Below are 13,847 nucleotides of genomic sequence, written 5' to 3'. Positions count from 1 at the left end.
ACATGAAAAAAATACTTATCTCTATAAATGTATTGTTTGTAGCTGTTTTTTACCATGCACAGACAACGAATACAGAAAATTATGTACAGACCAGAGTTTACCTCGAGCCTGTAATTGCAAGCAGTTCCTCAGCAAAACAGATACAGACCGTTCAATATTTTGACGGCTTGGGAAGAGCTAAACAGACGGTCAACGTAAAATCTTCTCCCACTGGAAAGGATGTGGTTACCCATATAGAATACGATCAGTACGGAAGACAGGCTAAGGAATATCTTCCCATTCCGCAATCTGCTACACAAAACGGCGGGATCTACACCTTGCCCCTCTCCAACGCTAACACTCAATACGGTTCCGAAAAAATCTATGCAGAAAAAATCTTAGATAACTCACCACTAAACAGGCTGCAACAGCAGATTCAGGTTGGAAACGCATGGGCAGATAAACCCGTGCAATTCGGATATGATGTTAACATCCATGGCGAGGTGAAAAAATATGCCATTACAACCATTTGGGAAAACGGAGCAACAAAATCTGTCATCAGTGACAGCGGAAGCTATTCTGAAGGACAACTGTACAAAAATACCGTGACGGATGAGGACGGCAACACTACCGTTGAGTTTAAAAACAGTAAAGGACAAACAATTTTAGTAAGAAAACAACTTTCTGCCACAGAAAATACCAACACTTACTATGTGTACAACAAATACAATCAGTTGGCATTCGTGGTTCCTCCTTTATCCTCAGACATAGCCTTAACTCCAACATTGCTCGATAATCTCTGCTACCAGTACCGTTATGACGGGGATGGCAGAATGGTAGAAAAAAAGCTTCCCGGAAAAGGATGGGAATATATGGTGTATGATAAAGCAGATCGATTGATTGCTACTCAGGATGTCAATTTAAGACAAGCCTCAACATGGCTGGTTACAAAATATGATCAATTTGGAAGAGTAATCTATACCGGATTGATGCCACTGCCGAACCAGACGCGAGTAGGTTTACAGGAAATTACGAATCAATACGTAATTACTGAATCCAGAGACAATACAGGATTTACCAGAAACGGAATACAAATCTATTACACCAATAATCTTTACAGTCAGATTGAAACAGTGCTATCAGTCAATTATTATGACACCTATCCTTCTTACAGCTTCAACCCTGCTTTTCCTTCTACGATTTATGGAAAAACAATTTTAACGGATAATGCAGCGACATTAGGAAAAAGTACCAAAAGCCTTCCCGTAATGACTTTGGTAAAAAACATTGAAGATGATAACTGGACGAAAAGCTACTCATACTATGACACCAAAGGAAGACCCATTGGAAGCTATGCCATTAATCATCTCGGAGGGTATACCAAAACAGAGTCTCAGCTTGATTTTGCAGGAGCCGTTTTGCAGACCAAAACCTATCACAAAAGATTAGCCGCTGATGCCGAAAAAGTAATTACGGAAACTTTTATCTATGATCATCAAAACCGATTTTTGACGCATAAACATAAAATCGATAACAATACTGAAGAAATTTTAGTTCAGAATGAGTATAACGAATTGTCTCAGCTTAAAACCAAAAAGGTAGGCGGTAAGATTTTAGGAAACGGCTTGCAAACAGTAGATTACAGCTACAACATCAGAGGATGGATGACGCACATCAACAATCCTGATAATCTCGGAAACGACTTGTTTGGTTATAAAATAAAATACAACCAGGTAGAAGGTCTGGTAACTCCTGATGCATCTGATACCGCTTTGCAGGTAACACCAAAGTACAATGGTAATATTACGGAAATCGACTGGAAAACCTCAACCCAGGAAAATGAACCTTTAAAAAGGTATGGCTACGTTTATGACGGATTGAACAGGTTGTCGGCCGGGTTTTACCAAAACTCAATGTTTCCATCGATGAGGCAATATTTTGAGAAAGTTACCTACGATCTCAACGGCAATATAAAAACGTTGAAAAGAACTGCAGAAGCCTTTGGGGCGACGCCAAGGCTTATTGATAATCTTACCTACGATTATTATTCTGCCAACGCAAGCAACAGATTACAGAAGATAACAGATGCCTCGCAGAATTCGATGGGGTATCCGTATACAGCCGTTCCTACGGATATAGGATATGATGATAACGGAAATATGATGAATTATAATGACAAAGGAATGTCATCAATTCAATATAATTATTTAAATTTACCCAAGCAGATTACTCAGAATGCACAGGTAACGAATTATACGTACCGCGCAGACGGAGTAAAAGTGAAGAAGCTCTTTGGAACGGTGCAAACCGATTATCTCGACGGTTTTCAGTATAAATATACCCAGCCGTGGGAAGATGAATCAGGAACTATGACAACTGCACAAATGAAGCTGAGAATTATCCCGACTTCTGAGGGATATTTTGATGCTTTGCTGAATCTGTATGTGTACAATTATGTTGACCATTTAGGAAATATACGAATAAGCTATGCAGATGCAGATCATGACGGCAATATCAGAGGAAGAGATGAGAGAATACGGGAATGTACGAATGGGCAATGTATCGATTCATTTATCCCCGGGGAAATTGTAGGCAACAACACGTATTATCCTTTTGGAATGCTGTTCGATCATAATGTTCAGGTAAATAATTCAAATGCGTATAAGTATAAGTACAATGGTAAAGAACTCCAAGAGACCGGCATGTATGATTATGGTGCAAGGTTTTATATGCCCGATATTGGAAGATGGGGTGTTGTAGATCCATTAGCGGAGAAATATCGCAGATGGTCGCCATACAATTATGTAATGAATAATCCTATTAGATTTATTGACCCAGATGGAAGAGGTGTAGAAACAGTGAAGCCAACTAATGAAGCGTCTTTGAAAGCTATTCAAAATACTTTGCCTAAAGAAGACAGACAATTTGTAACACTTGATAAAGATGGAAATATTGATAGAGAAGTATTAAACTCTCATAAAAGTACCAGTGGTAACTATTCAAATTTATCAGAGTTAGTCAATTCTACAACAACTATTGAATATACTGTTGGTAATAGCGTTAGTTATTATGATAAAAACGGAAACTTTATCAAAGATGATGCTTCCGAAATACGATATGGAACCCCTGATAAAGGTATGCATATAAGAACAGGAGAAAGTGCTGATGTAATGGGAACAACCTTGGCACCATCGAATGATAAGAGAACGTCGGAGAAAGTCAAAACATCTACAAATAATAATTTACAAGTATATACTAATGGTAATTTAAGCGAAGAAGGACAAGCTCAAAATGCATCTCATGAATTAATAGGAGGACATGCTTTATTTTACATTAGAGGAGAAACTTGGGTACATCAAGTAAAAGGAAGTAAATGGGAAGGAGATACGCTAATAAGGATAGAAGGAAATACTAAATTAAAGGAATCAATTACTAAATCAATAGATGAAACAATAAATAACATGAAATGAGAATGAAATATAAAATATTTTTTTTGACATTTTTTTTTAATGTACTCTATATCAGTTCACAAAAAAAAGATGTTGAAATAAAAAAAGATACTTTAAAATATAATGTATCAGGGGAAAATTTTAACTATAAAAGAATTAAAATTAAAAACAATAGTAAAGACCAAATAGTATTTTGGATAACAAAAAATAAAGAAATTCCACAGAAATATTTTGGGATTAAAGGAGAATTTTCATTAAAAGAACTTTTAACTGAAAACAGTTTAGAAAATTTTAACACTCACCCTATTATTTTCTTAGATTTTATAAAAATAATAAAACCCAAAGAAGATTTTTATCTATTATATAATAATCACAATGAGCCATTTTTAAATATCTATAAAATAAAAGAACTCCCAATAGATATTTTATCTGCTATTAATTATGCTAGTAAAAATTATAAAGAGAGATTTTATCAGCAAAATATGATTTTTTTACCCGATTTATAAATCGGGTAATTCGTTCACAGCTACGCAACACTGAATGCATACCAGTATAAGTACAATGGTAAAGAACTCCAAGAGACGGGGATGTATGATTATGGTGCGAGGTTTTATATGCCGGATATTGGTAGATGGGGTGTGGTAGATCCTTTGGCGGAGAAATATTCCTCTTTAAGCCCCTATAATTATACTTTAAATAACCCTATAAGGTATGTAGATCCTGATGGTAGAGATGGCGGTGTCACTGGTAAAGGTACAAAAGATGATCCTTTTGTAGTTACAGCTAATTATTATCATTACGGCTTAACAAAAGAACAGAAACAAGGTTTGAACGCATCTATTGCGGGTTATAATAATGGAGGAAATGCAAGAGAAATTGAAACAAAAGACGGAAAAATTTATACAAAGTTTAATTTATCTGCAATAGAATCATCAAGTATGGAAAACGCAATAGCTTCTGCTAATGGAGATAAAATGCCGGACAGTGAAGGTAGAATGATAAGAATCGGAAATTACATTTCTAATGGAACTGTAGAAGATGATACTACTGCAGAGGCTGACAAAATTAGTATTGTTTCAGATGCTTCTAAGGTGATGAAATACCCTGGAATGAATTATGCGAGTAAATTTGAAAGTGATTTTAACCATGAAATCGGGCATAACTTAGGAGGAATACACGGTGATCCCGGTCAAATGATGGATACTACAGATAATATAAACACCCATAAACAAGGTTTAAAACAGACAACAACATTTACTTTTACTGCAGTCACCAATGATGCTGTACGTGCAATTATGGGAAGAATGGATGTAACTGGACCTGATAAGGGATATGGTGTTGTAGATTCTAAATATATTACTCCAGATGAACTTAAGAAAGTTAATGAATCAGGATCTAATGGTAAGCTAAGATCAATTAAATAACAAATTATGAAACTCAAATATTACATTTTATTCATTTTCTTTGGAGCAAATTTATTCTCACAAAATAAGACTATAGAAGAACAATGCAAATCCAAATATGATTCTATATTTAGAGATTTTTTTGGAGATAAGTTTTTTAAGAAAAATATCCAGTTTGATAAAAATCAATATTCTCTAAGAGTAGATACAATGGATTATAATAATGAAGATTATAATACGTCTTTTGCAATTTATATAAACAAAAATAATAAACAAACTTTAGAAAAGCTATCTAGTAAAAATTACTTTGATTATACTGATTATTATTCATATAATTTTTTATTCAAAGGTAATGTCTTCTACCACAGAATATATGTATGTGAGTTAGTAAATAATAAGAAACTTTCAAATTTAATAAACAAAGAAATTCTTGATTATTATAATAAAATAAAAAACAAAGAATATCTTTCTCCTAAAAAAGCAGTAAGAATTGCCAAGGCAAACGGCTTGAAAAATATTTGTTACCAATCTCTAACTTCTGCAAGTTTTTACAATATAAATCAAGATGTTTGGCAAATACAAGATTGTAGTAGTGAAAAGAAAGCTAAAGTAATTGAGCTAAATCCAAGATCTGGAAAAGTTTTGAACATATATGATAAAAATTATGAAAAAGTTGAAAAAGCAGCTTACTGGAATTTATTTAAATCAAAAGATAAGTAAGAATTGAAATCAAATAATTAAACAGAATATGTTTAAAATAAAATATTTTGTAATAATTCTTTTTATTACATCAAAACTTCTGGCGCAAAATAAAATTACTGATATTGAATTACAAAAAATCAAATATGATTCATCATTTGTAGCGTTTTTTGGTAAATCTTTTTTTAATAAAAATATAATCTATAATCAACAACAATATTTTTGGAAAGTTGATACGTTAGATGTTAATAGCGATGATTATAATACTTCAAAATCTTTCTATATAAACAAAAAGAATATTTTACTTTTCAAAAAAAAACGTAAGAATAACTATATTTCTTTTTTAGATTTTTATACATATAACTTTTTGTATAATGGCTATCCTTTTCATCAAGAAATTTACAGATTTGACTCTGTTAATAATGATAAACAATTTAAATTTGGAAATGAACAAGTTCTCCATTATTACGAAAAAATAAAAAAAGGAGAATACCTTACTCCCAAAAGAATACATAAAATTGTCAAACTAAAAAAAATAAAAAATGTTTGTTCTCAAAGTATTACAGACTATAGTCTTTATAATAAAAATAAAACAGTATGGGAAATAAAGGATTGCAGTAATACAAATAAAATAAAAGTGATAGAATTAGATCCAATTAATGGAAAAGAAATAACGAATTATACCAGAAACTACTTTCCCTGGGAAAAAGCTGCGTATTGGAATCAGATTAAAGGAATTACAAAACAAATTTTCATTCCTTCAAATCAATATTAAAACATGAAAATTTATATATTATTCATTTTTCTTGGAACAAATTTCTCCTCACAAAATAAGATTAATATAGAGCAACAATGCAAATCACTGCATGATTCTGTATTTAAAGATTTTTTCGGAGATAAATTTTATAAAAAAAATATAAAATATAATAAGAAAGAAAGTTATATTGATCTGCACCTAACAAATAATATAGAAAATGATGATAATTATAAAATAATCTTTTTGAATCTAAATAATGAAAATGATATAAAAATGTACAGAAAAGAGTATCCTAAATTCTATTCTAGTGATTTTTACGTATATAATTTTTTCTATAGAGATATGGTTTTTTACCATAAAGTATTTACATGTGAATTAGTAAAGAATAAAGACCTTATAGATTTAATAAACAAACAAATTATAAACTATTACAATAAAATAAATACTAAAAAATATCTTTCTCCTAAAAAGGCTTTAAAAATCGCTAAGATTAATGGTTTGAAAAACATCTGCTATCAATCTCTAACTTCTGCAAGTTCTTACAATATAGATCAGGATATATGGCAGATACAGGATTGTAGCAATGAGAAAAAAGCTAAAGTAATTGAGCTAAATCCAAAGACTGGAAAAATCTTAAATATTTACGAAAGAAATTACGGAAAAGGTGAAAAAGCAGCTTACTGGAATTTCTTTAAATCAAATGATAAGAAGGAGTAAAGATTAATTAAATAACATGTAGGATTAACATCAACTGCACAAATGAAGCTGAGAATTATCCCGACTTCCGAAGGGTATTACGATGCATTATTAGGCTTATATGTTTACAATTATAATGATCATCTTGGGAATGTAAGAATAAGCTATGCAGATGCAGATCATGACGGCAATATCAGAGGAAGAGATGAGAGAATACGGGAATGTACGAATGGGCAATGTATCGATTCATTTATCCCCGGTGAGATTGTAGCCAATAATACGTATTATCCTTTTGGAATGCTGTTCGATCATAATGTTCAGGTCAATAATTCAAATGCGTATAAGTATAAGTACAACGGAAAGGAGTTGCAGGAGACGGGGATGTATGATTATGGTGCGAGAATGTATATGCCGGATATCGGGAGATGGGGAGTGGTAGATCCGTTGGCGGAAAAATACCGTCGATGGTCACCTTATAATTATGTGGTGAATAATCCAATTAGATATATTGATCCTGATGGTAGATTTATAATCGATTCAAAAGCTACCAAAGAGCAAAGGGTAATTATTCAAAAAGCTATTGAACTTGCAAGATCTTTTTTGAAAGATAATCAGGTATTAACTAGTGTTATGAAAAGAGGTAATTTATCTTATAGTCAATTAAAGAGAGATTTTACAAATGGAAAGGGACCAACGATAACATTAGACAAATCTCTCAATGGTTATGCTTTTGGAGAGTATGCAACCAATGGGTTAGGTACAAATAATTTAACACTAAATGAAATCACAGTTGATAACGCTTCCGATTATGATGGTGAAGACAAAGCAGATTTGATTTTCAAAATTGCAATGACCATTCTTCACGAAGATATTCATAGAGGAAATGATGAAGCAAAGGTGATTGAAAAACAAGATCACGGAGACCTTTTTGAATTAGATATATTTAAAGAAGATCTTCAATATTCTAATGTTAGAAAACATCGAAAGGCTGCTGAAAAACGTTTGGATAGAGTTATTGAAAAAATGGTGAAAGACTCATTTAAGATGATGCAGGAGAAAGATAAATATGAAGAATTCAAAAAAGTAATTGATAATGTTCGAGTTAAAAAACAAAAAGATGAAGAAATTAAATAAACAGTTACTGTATTTGTTATTTGTTTCGTTTTTTTTGATAATTTGTTGCCAAAAAAAGAAAAGATTAGACAATTATAACAAAATAGAAAAGGATCGAGAGCTAACTGAAATAATAGAGGTTGCTTTTAATATATGTGAGGAATCCAAAAAAAAATATTTTTTTGAAAATAAAGATTCTAAAATAAACATTATAATTGGAAAAAAAAATGATCCCTTTACCAGAAGTATCAAAATTTTTAATCATACTACTACAATCAATCACTCACAGTTAAAAGAAAACGGTATGTGGGTAATAATATGGACTTATCAATTCAATGAAAACTTTGATAAGTTTTATATGCTTTACAAAATAAAAAACTCGGAAACTTTTGTAGAAGTTAATATGGAAAAGATAAATAATAAATGGCATGCTAGTAAGTGCAAAATTACAAGTGAAACTCCTCACGCTGGTGCGAGCTTTTAGCTCCTGTCAGTAGATATCCTACACTACCGCACGATTTAATCATATGACAGATAAAATAAGTAACCTCATATTTTATGAGGTTACTTACAATTATAAGTACAACGGAAAAGAACTACAAGAGACCGGAATGTATGACTACGGAGCAAGATTCTATATGCCGGATATCGGAAGATGGGGTGTGATTGACAATAAAGCTGAGAAATACTCGCTGATGTCTCCATATATTTATGCAGGTAATAATCCTATTGCCTTTATAGATCCTGATGGAAATGAATTAATTCTTTCATTTGCTACTGCTACAGCAGAGCAATCCTATAAAGATTTAGTTAAGAATACATTGGGTGGGAAATATGAAGCTGTTTATACTCAAATTACTGGTACAAGTAATTATAAGATAACTCTCAATATGATTAATAAAGATGCTTCTTTGACGAAAGAACAACAGGCTTTCTATGATAGCTATAATGATGTAGTTGGAGCAAAAGAAGTTGTTAATCAAAGTATAGTAGAAAATGACATAAATGCACCTGTTGGAAGATTTCAAACTGGAGATATTGACATCGCAGATGTTTTAGAGTTTGATAAAGCAGGTAAAGGTGGCACTAGTAGCGCAGGAGCATTAGTTCATGAGCATGTAGAGCAACTAGAAAAAGCAAAAATGGGAATTCCTAAAGGGAAAATGGGTAAAACAGTTACAGACAAAAATGGTAATAAAACATATCCGCAATATGAAAAAGCTCATAAAAAAGGTTTAAAAGTTGAGGATAAAGTTAATGGAAATACAAGAAATGAAATAGATTATACTAATATAAATGTATTTCAAGAAAAAGACAAATCAAAGACATCTCAAGTAGTACGAACTGAAAAACCTTTGATTGAAGTAAAGAAAACTACAATTCCGTAATAATGAAACAAAATACATCTATATTTATCTTATTAATTTTCATAAATTGTTCTACACCAAATAAAATTTTTTCCCAAGAAAAAGTTGATTGCATAGAAAATCTGCAATTTAAAAAAGAATTTTTTCACAGAGTTAAAATAATTGATAGCTTGGTTTATAGAAATCAAAATAAGGAGTTTAAAAAATCTTTGGGATTTATTTCAAAGTATTCCCATGTTTCTTTTGAAGACACTGCAAATTATACAGGTCTATATCCTGGAAGTACATTTATAAAAGATCGAAAAGGTTGGATAGAATGGTATGAGAAAAATAAGTGTAATAATATTCAGTTTAAGAAGAAATAGCAAAAACTGATTTTATGATAATAAGTAGCCTCGTATTTTATGAGGTTACTTACAATTACAAGTACAACGGAAAAGAACTTCAGGAGACCGGAATGTATGATTATGGAGCAAGGTTCTATATGCCGGATATTGGAAGATGGGGTGTTGTTGATCCTTTGGCGGAGAAATATCGCAGATGGTCGCCATACAATTATGCAATTGATAACCCCCTGCGTTTTATTGATCCAGATGGCCGTAATGTAAACGATTGGAGAAATAAAAATGGGCAACTCATTTATGATCCTAATGCCAACAATGGAAAAGGATCATATACACAATATGCTTCTGATAATGACAAAGTTATTGGAGATTTCCTGCAACAAACTGAAGGTGGAACGGAGCAATTTAATAAACTAGTAACTTCAAATATTCCAACAACAGTTAGTCTTCTAAGTGGTAAGGGACCAACAGGAGGAACTAATGATTTTTTAATGGGAAATACTACTCTTACAAGAGATTCCCAAACAGGAGATGTTAAAAAAGCAGATATAGAAATTTATGTTGGTCGCATTGAAGATTTTCAATCGTTAGTAGGGCAATATTTTAGTGCTGGTAAAGATAATTTGTTAACTGCTGAACAGAAGCTTTACAACTTTGTGACGAAAGAAGAAGCTACAGCAGCTAATGTAGGTCATGAAATTGAACATGCAGTAGATAAAGCCAATCAAGCTATTACAGGTTTTGCAAGTGAAGTTGTTCCTGATCAAAAAGAAATAAAAATTTTACAACAATATATATATGAAGAAATCCTATAACATAATTTTTCTTTTTATTTTTCTTTGTTTCATTAATAATTGTTCTACTCAGAGACAAAATTTTAAATTAAATAGTACTTTAAAAAGTAATATTGCGAATTATTATTATGATAATAAAGAAATTACTTTAGATCAAAGAAATAAAATAATAAAAGAGTTTGATAAACTTGTTTACCTTAATAGTTTCACACATAATAAAAAAGAAATAAATAATATATATAAGGTAGGTTTAAATATTACTCATACAACAGTAAGTTTATTAACAGTATGTGATAACAAAATTTTCAAAATATATGAAAAAACTAGATATGAATTAGATAGAAGCGAGTGCTTAAAAAAAGAAATATTGAAAAGTAAATTTTTTGAAAATCAACTTAACGAAATAGAGAAAAGTAATTCTATAATTAGTAGTAAAAAAAAATTGCTTCCAATTAATTAATGATAATGTATCCCGCTCCCGTACGATTGTATTGGGTGGCAAATAATAGGTAACCTCGTATTTATGAGGTTACTTATCAATATAAGTACAACGGCAAGGAGTTACAAGAGACCGGGATGTATGATTACGGCGCAAGATTCTATATGCCGGATATCGGAAGATGGGGAGTCGTAGATCCATTGGCGGAGAAAACCAGAAGATGGACACCATATGTCTATGCTGCTGATAATCCTATTAGATTTATTGACCCAGATGGAAGAACATGGGGAGATCCTAAAGACCAAGAAAAGTTATTACGAAATGTTAATAGAAGAATTGATGAAATTAATAAGAGTAATGATAAAATAGAATCTCAACTTAAAAAAGGTGAGCTTAGTGAAGGTAAAGTAAAATCACTAAAGACAGAATTGTCCGAAAACAATAAAAAGATTGGTTATATGAATCAGTCACTACAGGATATTAACACTATTGCAGAAGCAAAGGAAACATTTTATTTATCAAAGCCGACACAGGGAGATGGAACTCACGGAGTACTTAAAAAACAAGATTCAGAAGGCAAAGACAAAATTCTTATTGAGGGCGATGGACTTACTCTTCATTTGCATGAAATTAGACACGTAGGACAAAGTTTTGAAGTAGGAGGAATGAAGTTTAATAAAAAAGGACAGTTACTAAATGCTGCAAAAACTATTAACGGAAGTGTTGATATGAAACAAGCGAGAATGCATGAAGTAGAAGCTTACAAGGTAGGGCACTCATACCAACAAGGTAGTTATCCTGGAACTGCCAACTCTTTAGATGATATTAATGAAAAATCTCTAATTAATATTTCAACTAGCTCATCATACATTTACGAAAAAGGCAAATAAATATGAAAAATATCATTCAATTATTAATATTAATTATAACAATATCATCTTGTAAGCCTGCAATATCTACAAATAAAGATATAGACTCTATTATTGGGAGTTATAAGCTAAAAAGTGGAAATAAAATTTATCAGGCTTTATCAGAAAAAAATTATGATAAGATAGTACTAAATGTAGACAGTACTTATCTTCTTTACCATGCACAAGCTAATTTTTCTCCAGCTATAGAACAATGTGATCTTGCTTCAAAAGGAAAATGGTTACAAATTAGTAAAAATGTTATTAGTTTAGTAAGTGAAGATAATTATTTGAAACAGGATGGATTTAAATATGAATTAAAAGAAGAGAAAAGATATTCACAGGACAGCATTTACTTTAACGTTGAGTTTCCAACAGAATATCGACCAGTTGATTTAACATTTACTTTTAATAATAGTAAACGCTATAACACAGATAAACTACATATATCTTTACCCAAGAAAAAATATTTGCAATCATATTCTCCATCTGAAAATTTAATAGATTTTTCATTAAATGCCAATATTTCGGGAACTAAAACTTATGAAGGCAGAATATTGTTTGATATATTTAGCGAAAAAATAGATACATATCAAAACAATTATTTTACAATCAAACTGCCCTATTTCGACGAATGTTTTTTTGAGTTTGAACATTATGATCATAGTTTAATTTACAGAAAAAATAAAAATACGATATTTTGGAAAGGTTTAGAATGGGTTAAAGAATAAGTCAATTATATTGCCGTATCTTCTAACGGTTGAATCCATGAAGCTTATAATTATCCCGACTTCTGAGGGGTATTTTAATGCTTTGCTCAATTTGTATGTTTATCATTATACCGATCATCTGGGAAATATAAGAATAAGGCTATGCAGACGCAGATCATGACGGCAATATCAGAGGAAGAGATGAGAGAATACGGGAATGTACGAATGGGCAATGTGTCGATTCATTTATCCCCGGTGAGATTGTAGCCAACAACACGTACTATCCTTTTGGGATGCTGTTTGATCACGCCAGTCAGGCAAGTAGCTCAAATGCTTATAAATATAAGTACCAAGGACAAGAGTTACAGGAAACTGGTTTTTATAGTTTTAAGTGGAGAAACTACATGCCGGATGTAGGGTGGTTCTTTAATGTAGATGTTCTTGCAGAAGAGTACGACTATCAAACTCCTTATGCATTTTCTGAAAACAAAGTAACCAACCACATTGAACTGGAAGGATTAGAAGCTGTTATGATAGGTCCCGGAGGAGTTCCTATTGCTCCGCCGCCACCTGCCTATGGAGGTAGTACAACAGGGTTTCATCCTATTGGTCAGCGTCCTGTAAGATTAAGCGATGTAAAAGATGCGATTAACTCTGCAAAAGATGCAGTAGTAGGTGTAGCTTTAGTAACAACAGCAATGACTGCTAGTAACGTTCTAAATGCTTATGATAACGTCACCTCGCTATGTGATAGTGTGATGAATAGTGAAAGCGATGGTAAAAGTGATAAAAAATCTGAAAATGAAGCTAAGCCAAAAACTAAGGCAGAAGAAAGAGCAGAAAAACTGAGTAAAAAGCAAAGACCAGGAAAAGATTTTACAAAAGCAGGAAAAGAGGCTGTTATAAATTTGAATAAAGAAAAAAACGGAGGTAAAACTATTTGTGAACACTGTGGTGTTGAAACTCTACCCGCTAAAAAATCGGAAAAAGGTGTCACACCTGATAAAAGGGAGGATAACGTAGATCATATAGAACGCAAAAGAGACGGCCGTAGTGGAACTCTGTAAATCGTCAGCAAAAAGTAGACATTATATAGTATAAAAGTTAAGGAGTGTTTTCAAAAAAAGAATTACATTTAATTATGGAAACACCTAAAAAGAAAAGTTCCGAAAAATTCGTAAAAGACATC

Annotated in this window: 12 protein-coding genes and 3 pseudogenes; all 15 read left to right on the top strand. The window is 31.8% G+C overall.

All coding sequences use genetic code 11. From position 1 onward, the window contains the following. Window positions 1–2 precede the first annotated feature (2 nt). The 15 genes and pseudogenes from BA768_RS07145 (at window position 3) to BA768_RS07075 (ending at window position 13,725) form a co-directional block, all read left to right on the top strand. The gene (locus BA768_RS07145; protein ID WP_065720258.1) at window positions 3–3,449 is read left to right on the top strand and encodes a DUF6443 domain-containing protein; all 3,447 of its coding nucleotides are present in this window, start codon (window positions 3–5) and stop codon (window positions 3,447–3,449) included. Between the two features lie 2 nt (window positions 3,450–3,451). After that, on the top strand, window positions 3,452–3,934 hold the full coding sequence (locus BA768_RS07140; RefSeq protein ID WP_123947078.1) for a hypothetical protein: 483 nt from the start codon (window positions 3,452–3,454) through the stop codon (window positions 3,932–3,934). 33 nt (window positions 3,935–3,967) lie between these two features. Beyond that, window positions 3,968–4,183, top strand: a pseudogene (locus BA768_RS21750) (RHS repeat-associated core domain-containing protein); the annotation flags it as partial. A gap of 675 nt (window positions 4,184–4,858) precedes the next feature. Then, window positions 4,859–5,551, top strand: a complete 693-nt coding sequence (locus tag BA768_RS07130) for a hypothetical protein (RefSeq protein WP_065720256.1) — start codon at window positions 4,859–4,861, stop codon at window positions 5,549–5,551. Between the two features lie 28 nt (window positions 5,552–5,579). After that, window positions 5,580–6,305 carry a hypothetical protein gene (locus tag BA768_RS07125; RefSeq protein WP_065720255.1) on the top strand — a complete coding sequence of 242 codons (726 nt, stop codon included), beginning with the start codon at window positions 5,580–5,582 and terminating at the stop codon, window positions 6,303–6,305. Window positions 6,306–6,308: 3 nt separating this feature from the next. Further along, a complete protein-coding gene (locus BA768_RS07120) occupies window positions 6,309–7,004 on the top strand; it encodes a hypothetical protein (protein WP_065720254.1) in 696 nt (231 codons plus the stop codon). Window positions 7,005–7,046: 42 nt separating this feature from the next. Then, entirely contained in the window at window positions 7,047–8,117 is a 1,071-nt protein-coding gene (locus tag BA768_RS21650; RefSeq protein ID WP_065720253.1) for an RHS repeat-associated core domain-containing protein, read from the top strand. Next, window positions 8,101–8,580: a hypothetical protein gene (locus BA768_RS07110; protein ID WP_123947077.1), complete on the top strand. Its 480-nt coding sequence runs from the start codon at window positions 8,101–8,103 to the stop codon at window positions 8,578–8,580. Before BA768_RS21650 ends, BA768_RS07110 begins: the two co-directional genes overlap by 17 nt. A 43-nt stretch (window positions 8,581–8,623) precedes the next feature. Beyond that, complete coding sequence (locus BA768_RS07105; RefSeq protein WP_065720251.1) at window positions 8,624–9,484, top strand: RHS repeat-associated core domain-containing protein; 861 nt, start codon at window positions 8,624–8,626, stop codon at window positions 9,482–9,484. A 2-nt stretch (window positions 9,485–9,486) separates the two neighbouring features. Beyond that, window positions 9,487–9,828 carry a hypothetical protein gene (locus tag BA768_RS07100; RefSeq protein WP_065720250.1) on the top strand — a complete coding sequence of 114 codons (342 nt, stop codon included), beginning with the start codon at window positions 9,487–9,489 and terminating at the stop codon, window positions 9,826–9,828. 50 nt (window positions 9,829–9,878) lie between these two features. After that, a pseudogene (locus BA768_RS21745) lies at window positions 9,879–10,070 on the top strand (RHS repeat-associated core domain-containing protein); the annotation flags it as partial. A 535-nt stretch (window positions 10,071–10,605) separates the two neighbouring features. Then, a complete protein-coding gene (locus BA768_RS07090; protein ID WP_065720248.1) occupies window positions 10,606–11,061 on the top strand; it encodes a hypothetical protein in 456 nt (151 codons plus the stop codon). A gap of 74 nt (window positions 11,062–11,135) precedes the next feature. Further along, window positions 11,136–11,321: pseudogene (locus BA768_RS21740) on the top strand (RHS repeat-associated core domain-containing protein); the annotation flags it as partial. Window positions 11,322–11,932: 611 nt separating this feature from the next. Then, on the top strand, window positions 11,933–12,679 hold the full coding sequence (locus BA768_RS07080) for a hypothetical protein (protein WP_065720246.1): 747 nt from the start codon (window positions 11,933–11,935) through the stop codon (window positions 12,677–12,679). A 167-nt stretch (window positions 12,680–12,846) separates the two neighbouring features. Beyond that, entirely contained in the window at window positions 12,847–13,725 is an 879-nt protein-coding gene (locus tag BA768_RS07075) for an RHS repeat-associated core domain-containing protein (RefSeq protein ID WP_317039941.1), read from the top strand. Window positions 13,726–13,847: the final 122 nt, after the last annotated feature.

The organism is Chryseobacterium sp. CBo1 (assembly GCF_001693475.1).
GTDB lineage: Bacteria > Bacteroidota > Bacteroidia > Flavobacteriales > Weeksellaceae > Chryseobacterium > Chryseobacterium formosense.
Note: the sequence above shows the minus strand (reverse complement) of the source record. Positions and strands in the feature narration are given on the sequence as shown.